General features: G+C 52.6%; 17 protein-coding genes. 14 read left to right on the plus strand and 3 right to left on the minus strand.

Going from position 1 to position 16,919, the window contains the following annotated elements:
* Positions 1–27 precede the first annotated feature (27 nt).
* The 13 genes from QMG90_RS09160 (at position 28) to hybG (ending at position 12,047) form a co-directional block, all read left to right on the plus strand.
* Positions 28–699: a helix-turn-helix transcriptional regulator gene (locus QMG90_RS09160; RefSeq protein WP_283283513.1), complete on the plus strand. Its 672-nt coding sequence runs from the start codon at positions 28–30 to the stop codon at positions 697–699.
* Positions 700–713: 14 nt separating this feature from the next.
* Positions 714–1,793: an alanine racemase gene (locus QMG90_RS09165; protein WP_283283514.1), complete on the plus strand. Its 1,080-nt coding sequence runs from the start codon at positions 714–716 to the stop codon at positions 1,791–1,793.
* A gap of 18 nt (positions 1,794–1,811) precedes the next feature.
* Positions 1,812–2,972: a M20 family metallopeptidase gene (locus QMG90_RS09170; protein ID WP_283283515.1), complete on the plus strand. Its 1,161-nt coding sequence runs from the start codon at positions 1,812–1,814 to the stop codon at positions 2,970–2,972.
* Between the two features lie 18 nt (positions 2,973–2,990).
* A complete protein-coding gene (locus QMG90_RS09175; RefSeq protein ID WP_283283516.1) occupies positions 2,991–3,452 on the plus strand; it encodes a RidA family protein in 462 nt (153 codons plus the stop codon).
* 99 nt (positions 3,453–3,551) lie between these two features.
* Positions 3,552–4,835 carry an MFS transporter gene (locus QMG90_RS09180; protein WP_283283518.1) on the plus strand — a complete coding sequence of 428 codons (1,284 nt, stop codon included), beginning with the start codon at positions 3,552–3,554 and terminating at the stop codon, positions 4,833–4,835.
* Positions 4,836–5,491: 656 nt separating this feature from the next.
* Positions 5,492–6,610, plus strand: a complete 1,119-nt coding sequence (gene hybO / locus QMG90_RS09185; protein WP_283283519.1) for a hydrogenase 2 small subunit — start codon at positions 5,492–5,494, stop codon at positions 6,608–6,610.
* A 2-nt stretch (positions 6,611–6,612) separates the two neighbouring features.
* On the plus strand, positions 6,613–7,596 hold the full coding sequence (gene hybA / locus QMG90_RS09190) for a hydrogenase 2 operon protein HybA (protein WP_283283520.1): 984 nt from the start codon (positions 6,613–6,615) through the stop codon (positions 7,594–7,596).
* Positions 7,586–8,761 (plus strand): Ni/Fe-hydrogenase cytochrome b subunit, encoded by a 1,176-nt coding sequence (gene hybB / locus QMG90_RS09195; RefSeq protein WP_283283521.1) that lies wholly within the window; start codon positions 7,586–7,588, stop codon positions 8,759–8,761. The genes hybA and hybB overlap by 11 nt, the downstream gene beginning before the upstream one ends.
* Positions 8,758–10,461 (plus strand): hydrogenase 2 large subunit, encoded by a 1,704-nt coding sequence (gene hybC / locus QMG90_RS09200; RefSeq protein ID WP_283283522.1) that lies wholly within the window; start codon positions 8,758–8,760, stop codon positions 10,459–10,461. The genes hybB and hybC overlap by 4 nt, the downstream gene beginning before the upstream one ends.
* On the plus strand, positions 10,461–10,955 hold the full coding sequence (locus QMG90_RS09205; RefSeq protein ID WP_283283523.1) for a HyaD/HybD family hydrogenase maturation endopeptidase: 495 nt from the start codon (positions 10,461–10,463) through the stop codon (positions 10,953–10,955). Before hybC ends, QMG90_RS09205 begins: the two co-directional genes overlap by 1 nt.
* Positions 10,948–11,436: a hydrogenase-2 assembly chaperone gene (gene hybE, locus QMG90_RS09210; protein WP_283283524.1), complete on the plus strand. Its 489-nt coding sequence runs from the start codon at positions 10,948–10,950 to the stop codon at positions 11,434–11,436. The genes QMG90_RS09205 and hybE overlap by 8 nt, the downstream gene beginning before the upstream one ends.
* Positions 11,429–11,770 carry a hydrogenase maturation nickel metallochaperone HypA gene (hypA, locus tag QMG90_RS09215; RefSeq protein ID WP_283283525.1) on the plus strand — a complete coding sequence of 114 codons (342 nt, stop codon included), beginning with the start codon at positions 11,429–11,431 and terminating at the stop codon, positions 11,768–11,770. Before hybE ends, hypA begins: the two co-directional genes overlap by 8 nt.
* A 22-nt stretch (positions 11,771–11,792) precedes the next feature.
* Complete coding sequence (hybG, locus tag QMG90_RS09220) at positions 11,793–12,047, plus strand: hydrogenase maturation factor HybG (RefSeq protein ID WP_283283526.1); 255 nt, start codon at positions 11,793–11,795, stop codon at positions 12,045–12,047.
* Positions 12,048–12,088: 41 nt separating this feature from the next.
* Here the strand turns inward: hybG and QMG90_RS09225 are convergent, their stop codons facing one another.
* The 3 genes from QMG90_RS09225 to QMG90_RS09235 all read right to left on the minus strand — a co-directional run bounded on the left by QMG90_RS09225 (position 12,089) and on the right by QMG90_RS09235 (position 14,915).
* On the minus strand, positions 12,089–13,477 hold the full coding sequence (locus tag QMG90_RS09225; RefSeq protein ID WP_283283528.1) for a diguanylate cyclase: 1,389 nt from the start codon (positions 13,475–13,477) through the stop codon (positions 12,089–12,091).
* Positions 13,478–13,615: 138 nt separating this feature from the next.
* Positions 13,616–14,098, minus strand: coding sequence for a hypothetical protein (locus QMG90_RS09230; protein ID WP_419097923.1), 483 nt, complete (start codon positions 14,096–14,098; stop codon positions 13,616–13,618).
* Positions 14,091–14,915 (minus strand): winged helix-turn-helix domain-containing protein, encoded by an 825-nt coding sequence (locus QMG90_RS09235; protein WP_283283530.1) that lies wholly within the window; start codon positions 14,913–14,915, stop codon positions 14,091–14,093. Before QMG90_RS09235 ends, QMG90_RS09230 begins: the two co-directional genes overlap by 8 nt.
* A 572-nt stretch (positions 14,916–15,487) precedes the next feature.
* On the opposite strand from QMG90_RS09235, the gene agp reads away from it, so the two are divergent.
* Positions 15,488–16,729 (plus strand): bifunctional glucose-1-phosphatase/inositol phosphatase, encoded by a 1,242-nt coding sequence (agp, locus tag QMG90_RS09240; protein ID WP_283283531.1) that lies wholly within the window; start codon positions 15,488–15,490, stop codon positions 16,727–16,729.
* The last annotated feature ends 190 nt before the right edge of the window (positions 16,730–16,919 follow it).

Genomic DNA, 16,919 nt, shown 5'->3' on the forward strand with positions numbered 1-16,919 from the left:
GTTTGTCTAACTTAATTTTAGGTGGATATGGAAAGCATCAAAGAGAACTTGTACTTCTTCATCCCAATGATGGAAGGGATCGCCAACCAGTTTGGCGAGCATTGCGAAGTCGTGTTGCATGACCACTCTCAGGGGCTGGAAAGCAGCATTATTGCAATCATCAATGGTCACGTCACAGGGCGCAAGGTGGGTGATCCCAGCAGCAACCTGGGGCTGGAAGTGTTGCGCGGCACCGACGTAAACGGCGACCGCCACAACTACTTTACCCAGACGCGAGAGGGAAAAACGCTGCGTTCAACGTCCATCTACATTCGCGACAACAACCAGCAGGTGATCGGCGCGCTGTGTATCAACCTGGATATCAGCGACATCCTGCAGGCGGAAAAAACGCTTAACAAAATGGCCGGACGACCCGACACCACGCCCGCGCGGCAGGTTGAGGTCAACGAAGTGTTTGTCAAAGACGTCAACGAACTGCTGGATTATTTGATTGCAGAATGCATGTCGCTGATTAACGTCGCGGTCATCAACATGACCCGTCAGGACAAACTCAACGCCATTAAGTTTTTTGATGAAAAAGGCGTATTTCTTATCAAAAAATCCGGTGAAAAGATTTGCGAGTTTCTGAATATCTCTAAATACACCCTTTACGCCTATCTGGGAGAAATCAGAGGGGAAAACCCCGTTATTGACGAATAAACGTCGGAGGAGAAATGTTAACAACACCTTATGTCGCAGTAGATATGGAGATCATGGAACAGAATATTCGCGGGATGGTCGCAGGATTACACCGCAATAATATTCAACACTGGCCGCACATTAAAACCCACAAATCGGTGCGGCTGGCGAAACTGGAGCAGCAACTGGGCGCAAGCGGTATTACCTGCGCCAAACTGTCGGAAGCCGAAGTGATGGCTGACGGCGGGATTACGTCGATTCTGCTGGCCTATCCGTTAATTGGCGAGGACAAATGTCAGCGCTATGCCGACCTGGCGCGGAAAGTGAATATTCGTACCATTGTCGACAGCGTGGCGGGGGCGCAGGGGCTGTCACGAGCGGCGGTAAAAAACGGGCTCGAATTTGCCATCGATATCGCCATTGATTTTGGCGCGCATCGCGAAGGGATCCAGCCGGCGCAATTGCTGGCGTTTGCCCGCGAAATCGCCGCACTGCCGGGGCTGAACATTACAGGCGTGTTCACCTACGCTGGAACCATTTATCAATACCACGACGAAGCGGATATTCGCCGCGCCGCGCGCGAAGAGGCGGCGTTACTGATTAAGAGTCGGGATTTACTCAATGCGAACGGTTTTGCGGTTGAAATTCTTTCCGGCGGCTCGACGCTCTCGTCTTTTTATGCGGACGAACTGAACGGTATTACTGAATCTCGTGCCGGGAATTTTATTTTTGGCGATATGAACGCGATTAATGGCGGAATTTATACCCCGGAAAATTGCGCACTGACCATTTGTGCGACGGTGGTCAGTATTCCCCTGCCGGGCTACGCCACCATTGATGCCGGAACCAAATCGCTCACTTCAGATCTGTCAGCCACACCAGGGTCTTACGGACTGATTCAGGAGCACCCGGAAATGGCGCTGGTGAAGCTCAACGAAGAGCATGGCTATTTGCGCTATGACCCGACGAAAGTCTCGCTGACGATTGGCGAACAGCTGCATGTGATTCCCAACCACTGTTGTGTGGTCGCTAATCTGGTCGATGAAATATATGCATTTCGTGATGGCGAATTCAGCGAAACCATTACCATCGATGCGCGCGGAAAAAGTTATTAATTAACTGGGGTTATTTTCATGACAGACATTGAATTAACTGCCGATGAGCGGCAGGAGCTGCTTACGCTCCTGTGCAGCCTGATCCAGCATCCGTCGGAAAATCCGCCGGGGAATGAAAATGCGGTGGCGCACTATATTGCCAATATATTGCAGACCGAAGGGATTGAAACGCATATTCACGACGTGGTGCCTGAGCGCCCGAATGTGGTGGCCATTCTGAAAGGGCAGAAACCTGGCAAACGGCTGATCCTCAACGGTCACTCTGACGTGGTTCCCTGCGGTGAAGGCTGGTCGGTGGAGCCGTTTGCAGCGGTCATTGATGGCGACCGCGTTATCGGGCGCGGCGCGGCGGATATGAAATCCGGCGTGGCGGCGATGATGTACGCGGCGATGCTCATTCACCGTCGCCAGTATGCGTTTAACGGCGAAATCGTCCTGCTGTTTAACGTCGACGAAGAGCGCGTCAATCTCGGCATGGAGCATTTTGTGGCGCAGGGTGTGGAGGCGGATTACGCCATCATCGGCGAACCGACCTCGCTTGAAATCTGCATTGCGCATAAGGGCGTCAGCCGTACCCGCCTGATCACCCACGGCACCGCCGGGCACGCGGCAAAAGTGCGCGAACCGGACAGCGCCATCGACAAAATGGCGCATTTGCTACCGGCCGTGTTGCAGGAGTGCCAGCGGGTGAAGCAAAAAACGCATGAATTGTTGGGCAACGCCTCAATGCTGGTCACCACCATCACCGGCGGTAGTGCGCCGAACATCGTACCGCAATCCTGTTGTATTGAGATAGACCGTCGGGTGTTGCCGGGCGAAACGCGCAACGCGATCAACACGAGTTTACAGGCGGCGCTGCAACCGGTCGGGCTGACGGCAAAGAAAGACTATTCGCTGGAAAATTACCTGTTTATTCCGGCGTCGGCCATTGACGCCGCTCATCCGCTGGTCGACGCCGCCGAACGGGCGGTCACCGCTGTCACCGGCTCGGCGAAAAAGACGGTATTCGAAGCCACCTGTGAAGCACCATTTTTCTCCGTCGGCTGTCAGATCCCCACGCTGATTGTCGGGCCGGGAGATCTGTCGCAGGCGCACGTGAAAGATGAATTTGTACGTATTGAGGAATTACACCAGGCAGCACAAATCTATGCCTCACTGGCGTTAGATTTATTGAAATAAAACATCAGGGAAATTGTAATGAATATTGAAGCTCGTCTAGCGGAGCTGGGTATTACACTCAGCGAGCCCGCTGCACCTAAATTTTCATATGTCCCGGTTAAGCAGACGGGAAACTTATTATATACCTCGGGAAATGACTGCCGGGTAAACGGTGAGCTTATTTATCACGGCACGCTGGGAAAAGAGTTATCAATAGAGCAGGGCCAACAGGCAGCGCGGCAATGCATTATTAATATTCTCTCGTCCCTGAAGGGGGTTCTCGGTGATTTGAACCGCATCTCCGGCTGCGTCAAGATGCTGGGGTTTGTGCAGAGCGCGGATGATTTTAAGGCGCAGCCGCTGGTGATGAACAGTGCTTCGGATCTGCTGATTGCGGTATTTGGCGAATCTGGTAAACACGCACGCTCAGCCATCGGAACGAATACATTGCCGTTTGATACCCCCGTAGAAATTGAATTAATTTTTGAAGTTAACGCGTAATTCACACGCGGTATTGAATACCTCCGGGAAATATCCTGGCCCCTGACGCGCCATTATGCTTTCGCTAATGGCGTCATTAACATTACAAAAGGATAATATATGTCCAGTCAAGCAAGCTCTCGCCTGAAGCGTTTGCAAATTATGGCATTATTGTTTTTGCTCGTGGCGGGTATTATTAATTTTCTCGACAGAACGTCGCTGTCGATTGCCAACACCACCATTCGGGAAGAAATGGGACTGACAGCCACAGAAATGGGGTTGCTGCTGTCGGTCTTCTCCTTCGGTTATGCGCTGTGTCAGTTACCCATTGGCATGGTCATGGAGCGCTTCGGCGTGAAGAAAGTGTATGGCTTCGGCATCTTCCTGTGGTCTGTGGCGCAGACTGCGCTGGGACTGGTCGGATCGTACAGTCAGATGATTGTCGCTCGTGTGGTGCTGGGGATTGGTGAAGCGCCCCATCTGCCGACCGGCGTCAAAGTGGTCAACGACTGGTACAACATCCGCAAACGCGGTGTGCCGATGGGCATCGTCAACATGTCCTCGACGCTCGCGCAGGCGCTGGCGCCGCCGTTGCTGATTGCCCTGATGCTGGCGTTCGGCTGGCGGACGATGTTTATCATCATCGGTGTGTTAGGGATTATCGTTTCGCTGCTGTGGGCCATTTTTTACCGCAACCGCGAAGATGCCGGGCTGTCAGAGGCGGATATCGCGCATCTGGAAGAGGAAAACCCGCCGTCCAGTAAGCAGAAAGTCACGCTGAAAGACTGGGCCGGGCTGTTTAAGCAAAAATCGATGTGGGGGATGATCATCGGGTTTAACGGCGTGGGCTACATGGTGTGGTTGTTCCTCACCTGGCTGCCTTCTTACCTGGAGATGTCCCGCGGCTTAAGCCTGCAAAAAACCGGTTGGGTGGCCGCCATTCCGTTCCTGTTTGGCGCCGCCGGGATGCTGGTTAACGGCGTGGTGGCAGACTGGGTGATGAAGCGCGGCGCCGACAAAATGAAAAGCCGCAAATGGATGATTTGCCTGGGACTGCTGTGCGCGGCGGGCTTCACCTTACCGGCGGCCTACACCGAGAGCACCTTCATGGCGGTGGCCTGCATCAGTATGGCGCTGTTTTCCATCCACTTTGCTGGTACTTCTGCCTGGGGGCTGATCCTGGTCTCCGTGCCGTCGCGGCTGGTGACCTCCGTCAGCGGCATTCAGAACTTCGGCGGGTTTATCGGCGGCTCTTTCGCGCCCATCATCACCGGCATGATTCTGGACAGCACCGGTTCCTTCACTCTCGCGCTGGTGGCTTCCTCGGTCATCGCCTTTATGGCATCGCTGGTGTATTTCTTTATGGTCGATAAGCCGGTGGTTGACCCCGCTGCGCTGAGATAAGTCCACGCACGCTCCCCCCGTTTGCTCGCCATAACGCCGGGCAAACGGGGGGAGGCATTGAGTTGCAAGCCGGAATTATTCTTATTTTCATTACCGGTTTAATGTGAAGTTCTTCGCAATTAGTAACGTTTCAGCAAATATCTCGCCTGAAAAATGACAAAACGCAGTCAGCAAAATCCAGGAATTTATTAAGATTCCACTCGCCAAATGTTTATTTCTTCCGCAAAAAAAGACCTTGCATTTAGTGTGTCAAGGATTATATTGCAGAGCGAAGAAACGCTGAAAATAGATTTTACTTAGTGTGTTTTGATGTAAATCAGTAAAATGAATAATAGCTCATAATATACCCATAAAGGGGTATTGTGAGACGGTTTCATAAGTTACTTAACTGATTTTGTTAGTTATTTTAAGTCGTTTTAAATAAGGTAAAATTGAAGTTGTCGGATTATACTGCAACGAAAAAATGTACAATCGGCACGTGAAGGAGAATATGGCTGAAATCCGGGGTTGTTTGATTTAGATCTCACAATATTGAAAATTTATCCCCTTCAGGGCCGCGATATTATATTTTTGTTTATGAATGTCGAGGCGATCTCATCATTTAATGGGCAATAAACTTATATTATCGCTTTCTTGTCATAAAGGAATGACAAAAAATGGAAGGAGTAAATGCGTTAATCTCTTCTCATGGTGTTAGTCGCCGTGATTTTATGAAGCTTTGCACAGCGCTGGCGGCGACCATGGGCTTAAGCAGTGAAGCCGCGGCCGCCATCGCCGAATCTGTCAGTAGTCCGCAGCGTCCGCCGGTTATCTGGATTGGCGCGCAGGAGTGTACCGGTTGTACAGAATCTCTGCTCCGTGCAACGCACCCGACAGTAGAAAACCTGGTGCTGGAGACCATCTCGCTGGAATACCACGAGGTGCTTTCTGCGGCCTTCGGCCATCAGGTCGAAGAAAACAAACATAACGCGCTTGAGAAGTATAAAGGGCAGTATGTTCTGGTCGTCGATGGTTCCATCCCGTTAAAGGACGATGGCATCTACTGCATGGTGGCCGGGGAACCGATTATCGATCATATCCGCAAGGCAGCTGAGAATGCGGCGGCGATCATTGCCATTGGCTCCTGCTCGGCATGGGGCGGTGTCGCGGCGGCGGGGGTTAACCCGACGGGCGCAGTCGGCCTTCAGGAAGTGTTGCCGGGTAAAACCGTGATCAACGTTCCGGGCTGCCCGCCGAACCCGCAGAACTTCCTGGCGACGGTCGCGCATATCATTACCTTCGGTAAACCGCCAAAACTGGACGCCAAAAACCGTCCGGCCTTTGCCTATGGCCGCTTGATCCACGAGCACTGCGAGCGTCGCCCGCATTTCGATGCCGGTCGTTTTGCCAGAGAGTTTGGTGATGCAGGGCATCGCGAAGGGTGGTGTCTCTACCATCTCGGCTGTAAAGGCCCGGAAACGTACGGTAACTGCTCCACACTGCAATTCTGCGACGTGGGCGGTGTCTGGCCGGTATCGATAGGTCATCCGTGCTATGGCTGTAATGAACAAGGAATTGGCTTCCACAAAGGCATTCATCAGCTGGCTTCCGTCGAGAATCAGACGCCACGTTCAGAAAAACCCGACGTTGATAATCGGGAAGGCGGCAATGTCTCGGCAACGGCGGTCGGTCTGTTGGGCGGCGTTGTGGGGCTGGTAGCCGGCGTCAGCGTGATGACGGTTCGCGAACTGGGACGTCAGCAGAAGAAAGACGATGCTGATTCACGGGGAGAATAGCCGTGGATAGACGTAATTTCCTGAAAATAGCCTCCGGCGGGGCGCTGCTGATTGGCAGCACCTCGCCCGGTCATGCGGCGGCGGAAAACCGCCCGCCGATCCCTGGCTCGCTCGGTATGCTGTACGACTCCACACTCTGTGTGGGGTGCCAGGCGTGCGTGACGAAATGCCAGGATATCAACTTTCCTTCCCGCAACCCGGAAGGCCCGCAGACCTGGTCAAACAACGACAAGCTGTCGCCCTATACCAACAACATCATTCAGGTGTGGCACAGCGGTAAAGGCGAGCATAAAGATCAGCTCGATGACGGCTACGCCTACATCAAAAAACAGTGTATGCACTGCGTTGATCCGAACTGCGTTTCCGTATGCCCGGTGCAGGCGCTGACCAAACACCCGAAAACCGGCATCGTTCAGTATGACCCTGATGTCTGTACTGGCTGCCGCTACTGCATGGTCGGTTGCCCGTACAACGTGCCGAAATACGATTATGACAACCCGTTCGGCGCCATTCACAAGTGTGAACTGTGCAACCAGAAGGGCGTTGAACGTCTCGACAAGGGCGGTTTACCGGGCTGCGTCGAAGCCTGTCCTGCCGGGGCGGTGATTTTCGGTACCCGCGAAGACCTGATGGCGGAAGCGAAAAAACGTCTGCAGATGAAGCCTGGCGACGAGTATCACTACCCGCGTCAGACGGTCGATTCCGCGGACCGTTATCAGCATACAGTGCCGCATTACGAGCCACATCTGTACGGTGAGAAAGAGGGCGGCGGCACGCAGGTGCTGGTACTGACCGGTGTGCCGTACGAGAAATTAGGGCTGCCGAAACTGGACGATCTCTCCACCGGCGCGCGCTCGGAGAATATCCAGCACACGCTGTACAAAGGCATGGTGTTACCACTGGCCGTGCTTGCGGGACTGACCGCCCTGGTGCGTCGCAACACCAGAAACGACCATCACGACGGAGGGGACGACCATGAGTCATGATCCGAAACCGCTGGGCGGTAAGCTCGTCAGCAAGCCGATCCTGTTTTTCGGCCCGCTGATCCTGCTTTGTGTTCTGTTTATCGGTAAGCGTCTGGTGTTCGGTCTGGGCTCGGTCTCTGATCTGAACGGCGGTTTTCCGTGGGGGATCTGGATAGCCTTTGACCTGCTGATCGGCACCGGCTTCGCGTGTGGCGGCTGGGCGCTGGCCTGGGCGGTGTATGTCTTTAACAAAGGCGAATATCACCCGCTGGTGCGTCCTGCGCTGCTGGCGAGCCTGTTCGGCTATTCGCTGGGCGGTCTGTCGATCACCATCGACGTGGGTCGTTACTGGAACCTGCCGTATTTCTACATTCCGGGGTTCTTCAACGTCAACTCGGTGCTGTTTGAGACGGCGGTCTGTATGACCATCTACATCGGTGTGATGGCGCTGGAATTTGCCCCGGCCCTGTTCGAGCGGCTGGGCTGGAAAGTCTCGCTGAAGCGCATCAACAAAGTGATGTTCTTCATCATCGCCTTTGGCGCGTTGCTGCCGAGTATGCACCAGTCGTCAATGGGCTCACTGATGATTGTCGCCGGGCACAAGGTGCATCCGCTGTGGCAAAGCTATGAAATGCTGCCGCTGTTCTCGCTGCTGACCGCGTTCATCATGGGTTTCTCGATTGTGATTTTCGAGGGATCGCTGGTACAGAGCGGCCTGCGCGGCAAGGGCGCGGATGAACAACCGCTGTTCAGAAAACTGATGGGCACTATCAGCATCTTCCTGGCGCTGTTCCTGGTGCTGCGTTTTGGTGAGCTCATCTACCATAACAAGCTCGGTCTGGCCTTTGCGGGCGATTTCTATTCGGTCATGTTCTGGGTGGAAATTCTGCTGCTGGTCTTCCCGCTGGTGGTGCTGCGTGTGCCGAAACTGCTGCATGATTCGCGGATACTGTTCCTCGGGGCGCTGAGCATGCTGTTGGGCTGTGCGCTGTGGCGTTTGTCCTACTCGCTGGTCGCCTACAATCCGGGCGGCGGTTATCAGTACTTCCCGGCCTGGGAAGAGATTTTAATTTCTATTGGTTTTGTGGCAATTGAGGTATGTGCATACATCTTACTCATTCGTTTACTGCCGATAATTCCTCCTTTAAAGCAACAAGATCATCGTCATGAGGCGAGCAAAGCATGAGCCAACGTATAACTATTGATCCGGTAACCCGTATTGAAGGGCATTTACGCATCGATTGCGAAATTGAAAACGGCGTCGTGTCAAAAGCGTGGGCATCGGGAACCATGTGGCGCGGCATGGAAGAAATCGTCAAGAACCGCGATCCGCGTGATGCGTGGATGATTATGCAGCGTATTTGTGGCGTATGTACCACCACGCACGCGATGGCGTCCGTTCGTGCTGTTGAGAGCGCGCTGAAAATCAACGTTCCCCTCAACGCACAGTACATTCGCAACATCATTCTGTCGGCACATACCACGCACGACCATATCGTGCATTTCTATCAGTTGTCGGCGCTGGACTGGGTGGATATCACCTCTGCACTGAATGCAGATCCGGCGAAAGCGTCGGCGATGCTGAAAGGCGTGTCAACCTGGCACCTGAACAGCACCGAAGAGTTCACGAAGGTACAGAACAAGATCAAAGCGCTGGTGGCCAGCGGTCAGTTGGGGATTTTTGCCAACGGTTACTGGGGACACCCGGCCATGAAACTGCCGCCAGAGGTTAACCTGATTGCGGTTGCCCACTATCTGCAGGCGCTGGAGTGCCAGCGTGACGCCAACCGCGTGGTGGCGCTGCTGGGCGGCAAAACGCCGCACATCCAGAACCTTGCCGTGGGCGGTGTCGCGAACCCGATCAACCTTGACGGGCTCGGCGTGCTGAACCTTGAGCGCCTGATGTACATCAAGTCGTTTATCGACAAGCTGGGCGACTTCGTTGAACAGGTTTATAAGGTGGATACTGCGGTTATCGCCGCGTTCTACCCGGAATGGCTGGAACTGGGCAAAGGCTCGAAAAATTACCTGGCGGCGCCGGAATTCCCGACCGACGGTCAGAATGGCAGTTTCCTGTTCCCGGGCGGTTACATCGCCGACAGCGATCTGTCGACCTATCGCCCGATCGCCTCGCATTCTGATGAATACCTGATCAAGGGCATTCAGGAGAGCGCGAAACACGCCTGGTATAAAGACGAAGCCCCGCAGGCGCCGTGGGAGGGCACGACCATTCCGAACTTCACCGGCTGGAATGCCGATGAAAAATACTCGTGGGTGAAATCGCCGACCTTCTACGGCAAAACAGTGGAAGTCGGGCCGCTCGCCAACATGCTGTGCAAACTGGCGGCGAAACGCGAATCCACCTGGAACAAGCTCGGTGAAATCATCGCCATCTACCAGAAGCTGACCGGGAAAACGATTGAAGTGGCGCAACTGCATTCCACGCTCGGCCGTATCGTCGGTCGTACCGTGCACTGCTGCGAACTGCAACATATCCTGCAGGATCAGTACAACGCGCTGATCGCTAACATCGGTAAAGGCGACCACGTCACTTTCGTGAAACCGGATATCCCGGCAAACGCAGAGTTCAAAGGCGTCGGTTTCCTCGAAGCGCCGCGCGGGATGCTCTCGCACTGGGTGGTCATCAGAGACGGGAAAATCAGCAACTACCAGGCGGTCGTGCCGACAACCTGGAACTCCGGGCCGCGTAACTTTAACGATGAGGTTGGACCGTACGAGCAGTCACTGGTGGGCACACCAATTGCCGATCCGGAAAAACCGCTGGAAGTGGTAAGGACTGTCCACTCCTTTGACCCGTGCATGGCCTGCGCGGTGCATGTGGTGGATGCCGATGGAAATGAAGTGGTCTCGGTGAAGGTTCTGTAATGCGGATATTAGTGTTAGGCGTCGGTAACATTCTGCTGACGGACGAAGCTATCGGCGTACGTATTGTTGAAGCGCTTGAGCAACGGTACGTACTGCCGGACTACGTCGATATTCTTGATGGTGGTACGGCAGGCATGGAGCTGCTGAGCGAGATGGCGGACAGGGATCACCTAATCATTGCCGATGCGGTTGTCTCGCGCAAAGGCGTGCCGGGGGATATCTTAATCCTGCGTGATGATGACGTCCCCGCGCTGTTTACCAACAAGATTTCGCCGCATCAGCTGGGTCTGTCCGATGTGCTCTCGGCATTACGTTTTACGGGGGAATTCCCCCGTAAGCTGACGCTGGTCGGTGTCATTCCGGCGTCACTCGAACCTAAAATCGGGATGACGACCGAAGCTGAAGCTGCGCTGGAACCCGCGCTGCAACAGGTGATTGCCGCGCTGCGAGAGTCCGGCGTGGAGGTGGTGTCCAGGGAGGCGTGTTATGAGTGAGGATATCGCAGGTTTCTCTGCCAGCCCGGCAGAGGCGGTACAGGCGGCGTTTGAGGCCATTTCGCGTGACGCGATGCAGAACCTCTCGTTTTTGCACCCCAACATGCCGGTACATGTTTCGCCCTTCAGTCTGTTCGAAGGTCAGTGGGTGGGTTGCGTGGTGACGCCATGGATGCTGAGCGCGCTGATTTTCCCCGGGCCGGATCAGGTTTGGCCGCAACGGAAAGTGAGTGAAAAAATCGGGCTCAAACTGCCGTTTGGCGACATGACGTTTACCGTCGGCGAGCTGGACGGGGTTTCCCAGTATCTGACCTGTTCACTCATGTCGCCGCTGGATCATGACCTGACGGCAGAGCAGGGCGTGCGGCTGGCGGAAGACTGCCAGCGGATGCTGCTCTCTATTCCGGTCAGCGATCCTTATGCCGTGCATGCCAGCCGCCGCGCGCTGCTGTTTGGTCGCCGGAGCAATGAACATGCATGAGTTGTCTCTGTGTCAGAGCGCGGTTGAAGTGATCCAGCGGCAGGCCGAGCAGCATCAGGTGGCACGGGTCACTGGCGTCTGGCTGGAGATTGGCGCGCTGTCCTGCGTGGAAGAAAGCGCGGTGCGCTTCAGTTTTGACCGCGTCTGTCGCGGCACGGTGGCGCAGGGTTGCGAATTACATATCGCCATTAAACCGGCGCAGGCGTGGTGCTGGGACTGCAGCCAGGCCGTGGAAGTGGTCAGTCAGGACGCCCGCTGTCCCGTTTGCCAGGGTGCGCGACTGCGTATCGGGAACGGTGACATGTTAGTGGTGAAGAGTATCGAAGTGGAATAACGTCGTCTTTCAGGAGTTAACGATGTGTATTGGCATTCCCGGAAAAGTGCTGTCAGTGGGTGAAGATATCCACCAGATGGCGGAAGTGGAAGTGTGCGGCGTGAAGCGCGGCGTCAATATTGCGCTGGTTTGCGAAGGCGATCCGGCAGCGCTGGTCGGTCAGTGGGTACTGGTTCACGTCGGCTTTGCCATGAGCATCATCGACGAAGTGGAAGCGCGGGAAACACTGATCGCCCTCGAACAGATTGGCGGCCTGGAGCCGGTGCCGACGAATTAAAACAGTTTCCCCCGACGACGGGCAACGCCAGGGGGAGGTGATTATGCTTTATTGCCGGGAGTGTACATTTCTGCGCGGTTTCGGCCATTGCGTTTCGCCACATACAGCGCTTCATCCGCCGCCTGAATCAGCCGTTCGTAGTCCGGGTGTCCCTGAAACATCGCCGCGCCGATGGATAACGTGGTCGTGAGCTGTTTGCCATCCGGCGTATTCACCACCTGTTTCATCGCCTTCGCACGAATACGTTCCGCAACATGCATAGTTTCGGCAGGTGACGCTTCGGTCAGCACAATCAAAAATTCATCGCCGCCGTAACGGAAGACATAATCGCTGCTGCGAACGTTGTCATAAAAGACCTGCGAAATTTTACGCAGAATCTCATCACCGGTCGCATGTCCATGACCGTCATTGATCTCCTTAAACTTATCAACGTCGATCAGCAATACTGAAAGACTTGTCCCGACGCGGTTCGCATGGGTAATCTCACGTTTGAAAATCGCCGCCAGAAAACGCCGGTTCAGCAGTTTCGTTAACACGTCCATGCCCACTTCATGTTTGGCGACATCATCAAAGAGTCCGCGTAACAGGGTGGCAATTTGCGTCGTGTTATTCTTAATTTGCAGCATAAAATCATTACGAATATTTTTTTGCCGAAATGTCCGGGAGCTTTCGCGCGTTTTTAACAGTATTTGATCGGTTTCCTGAATTAATTTCGCAATATAACCGACTTCAGCAATACCGCTGAAATAATGGCGACCTTTATGATTAAACCACAGGCCGAAATCCGCGCGGCTGATGAGCTGAATACTGTCGAGATCAGTTTCCAGCATCACGTTATACATGACATCCATTTCCCAGCTCAGCAGGCTGCCAATTTGCCGCTCTTTTTCCTCTTCAGCATTTTCCAGAAGAGAAAAGATGCGGTAGTTTTCATCCTCTTTCATGCTGCTGCTTTCACCAAAGGTGAACGTTCGCGCCATAATTTCCAGCGCAAGGTCAATGCTGCTTAACGAAAAGCTCAGAAGTTTAATTTTGTCGTTATCGCTGCCGCTGCGTTCGATGATCAGCGGAATGAGATTCCGTTTTAAGATCCGCGCGCCCATATCGACCAGCTGTATCGGGATGCCGATGCGAGCGTGAATTTCGCCCACATGTTGCTGAATGGCGATCAGCTCATCGACGTCATTCTCCGAGCAGGAGAGAACGCGCTTTAACCACATCACCAGCGATTTTTTCAGATGCGTTTCGACCTGTTCATTGGTAAGAAAATCGACGGCTTGCGGATCGGTAAGGATATTACTGTAAAAAATTTCGCTCAGATTCTGGGCATTATCTTCACCCAGTTCCCGAGCCATTTCATGAATATGTGGCTCAGTCTCACGAATCAGGCCGAGCCATTCTTCTTTTACCCTTGCGACATAGCTTTGCATCGTGGCTTACTCCGTATTCGAACCTCATTTAATCATAATCGAAGTCTGAAAATTTGCGGGAAGGTATAACCGTCAGCCATGGAGACAGATGATGTAAGAATGTGCCACGGGAAAATCCCGTGGCATGGTGTCAAAAAATTAATGGGCGCAGAAGAAAATAGGGCGTTTACCGACGGTAAATATGAACCCCCGATGACCCTGCGTCAGAATGGTATAGCTAATCGTTTTGTTCGGATAAACGTAAAAATCCGGCAATACATTATTGAGCAGATCGTCCGAAATTGCCGCGTCGTTGGTCACTTTCGCCACCCGGTTGGAGTGAAAACGCAGGTTATCTTTATTTTCAGTCCAGGTATAGGCGACATCCTGGCGGATCACGCCAAGCGGTTTATCGTTCTGGTAGTAAGTGCCGCTGACCGCGACGACTCCGGTGCGTTTTTCCAGCGTGTACATAAAGTCGAGCGTCATATTCGCGCGCACATCTTTGTAATAAACCACGATCGATGCCGTGCATTTTTCAGGGTCGAGCAGGCGCTCGGCTCGCTGATGGTAGTAATATCCCGACATGCCGCCGAGCACGAAAAGCAGTCCACAGAGTGCGGCTGTTCTTTTCTTATTCATCATTTAGCCCCCGGAAATAGAGGGTAGTACACCCGGAATTCGATTTTCTCTCGTAAGGCCTGTGGCAAATCAGTGCCGACAGCGCAGGCGCGGTGCTGGAAGAGGAGAAATAGATCCACGGATACTTTTTACAATCGACGCCTGTTTTCATTATCGCATTTTTGTATTTCTGGAAACTGTCGCTGCCATCGATATCATCGCTACGGGAAAAGAACTGACAACCGTTCACCGTTTCATACAGTCGGTAGTTATCAAAGAAGTTCTTATCGTTTTTCAGATACCAGGGATACTGGAATATCAGCGCGCCGACGATAAACGATAACACCATCAGCAACATGCGGAGGTTACGCGCGCGTTTGCTGTTACGTTTGCTGTCAGTGGTTTCTGATGCTGGCGGCGGTGTGACATCCAGTAAGGCATTATCGCCAGCCACTTCGACATCATCATTATTGGCGACCGCTTCTGTTTCGGCTATTTCCTCGACCTGTTCAACTTTAATGTTGCTCTCAATCTGAAAACCTTTACGCGGAACGGTGGCAATCAACGTTCCTTCTGTTTCACCGACGGTGCGCAGCCCGCGGCGAACAATAGAGATATTTTGATACAGCGTATTGGCAGGCACCAGCATGCCATCATCTTCCCAGACCTTTTTAAAGAAATCCTGCTGCGGTACGACACCCGGTGCAGCTTCCAGTAAAAGGGTCAGACAGCGACTGGCAGGCGTGGTAAGTATTACGCTTAGTTCAGGATTAGTCACAGACGCCAGTCTGTTCTTTTCTGGCCTGAACTCAATGTTATTGTTAATAATCCATAACATACATCAGTCACCATGTATTTAAATGCAGCATATAAAGTTGTAACAGAAATGAAAGTTCAAGCTCATAGTTTGGCAAAAAAATGTGTACTTACAGCCGGGTATAAGTATCGCACATTTTCACCTGGAACTCATTTTTAAAAATGCAAAAACCCCGGGTCAACTAAGGGTAACCGAAAAGGAAAAATACAGCTTTATAACATCATGCTAAAAAGAATTAATGAGAGTTAACAGCTGGTTAGTCTATGGCAAGAATCTGTAACCTTTACAGGCATGGCGGGAGATAATTAAACCTTATTAATGAGTCATTCTGTCCGCCAAAACCGCGTTTCAGAGTTTATTATCGGTCTTGAGAGGGGATAACTTACACGATTAAGATTATTCCTAAAAAATAACAGGATTTGCGAGCGAGTTAACAAATCATTTATTTCCTGAGCGGACGTTATGGTGTGTTTTTCAATGGTCAAAGAGAGTGCAATGCGATGTTTGTTCTTTCGCTTTGCGAACTATCCCCCGGAAAACCGTCATAAATCTGTCACACTTAACCCACTTATTACCACAGTGAGGATGTTGGGATGAAAAAGGCGATACTAGCCAGTGCTGTTGTCGGCGCGATGTTAATGACCGCAAGTGTCCAGGCGCAAAGCGAAAGTGACGGATACAAACTGCAACAGGTGCTGATCATGAGCCGCCATAACCTGCGCGCACCGCTGGCAAATAACGGTAGCGTGCTGGAACAGTCAACGCCGGATAAATGGCCGCAATGGGATGTGCCGGGCGGGCAGTTAACCACCAAAGGCGGCGTGCTTGAAGTCTATATGGGGCATTATATGCGCGAATGGCTGGCGCAGCAGGCGATGGTGACTACCGGCGAATGCCCGGCACCGCAAACTGTATATGCCTATGCGAACAGTCTGCAGCGCACGGTTGCCACCGCGCAGTTCTTTATTTCCGGCGCGTTCCCGGGGTGTGACATACCGGTTCATCATCAGGAAAAAATGGGTACCATGGACCCGACCTTCAACCCGGTGATTACCGATGACTCGCCGGAATTTAAGGCGAAAGCGTTAAAAGCGATGGAAACCGAGCGCCAGAAAATGCAGCTCAATGACAGCTATCAACTGCTGGCGCAGATCGCCGATTATCAGGATTCCCCTTCCTGCAAGGAAAAAAAGGTCTGTTCACTGATTGATGCGAAAGATACGTTCAGCGCGAATTATGAAAAAGAGCCCGGTGTTGATGGTCCGCTGAAAGTGGGCAACTCATTAGTGGATGCCTTCACGCTGCAATACTATGAAGGTTTCCCGCTGGATCAGGTCGCCTGGGGTAAAATCAAAACCGACCAACAGTGGCGTGTATTGTCGAAGCTGAAAAATGGCTATCAGGATAGCCTCTTCACTTCGCCGGAAGTGGCGCGTAACGTCTCGGCGCCGCTGGTGAAATACATTGATAAAGTGCTGGTGAGCGATGCGACGAACGCGCCGAAAATCACCATGCTGGCAGGGCACGACTCCAATATTGCCTCGCTCATCCGCGCGCTGGATTTCAAACCCTATCAGTTGCCGAACCAGTATGAGCGTACGCCCATCGGCGGGAAAATTGTTTTCCAGCGCTGGCACGACGATAAAGCCAACCGCGACCTGATGAAAATTGAATATGTTTATCAGAGTACCGAACAACTGCGCAATGCCGAGCCATTAACACTGCAAAACCCGCCACAGCGAGTTATTCTGGCGCTGAATGGTTGCCCGGTTGATGCCAAAGGCTTCTGCCCGATGGATAAATTCAAAGAAGTGATGTCTCAGGCTGTTAAATAACGATTTAGCCCCTCTAAGATTGAGGGGCTTTTATTTTGTGTTTATTATTTCCACCCTAAAATACTGCATCAATATATTTCCCCTTTATTTTCCCTTCGAAATCCATGTTAGTTTTACTTAATGGTAAATTAAGAAAGACGAAATCCACAGCCCGCAAAACGCAGTAATCTATATCCCGACTTTAAATATT

Origin of the sequence: Trabulsiella odontotermitis (assembly GCF_030053895.1) — a bacterium.
GTDB lineage: Bacteria > Pseudomonadota > Gammaproteobacteria > Enterobacterales > Enterobacteriaceae > Trabulsiella > Trabulsiella odontotermitis_C.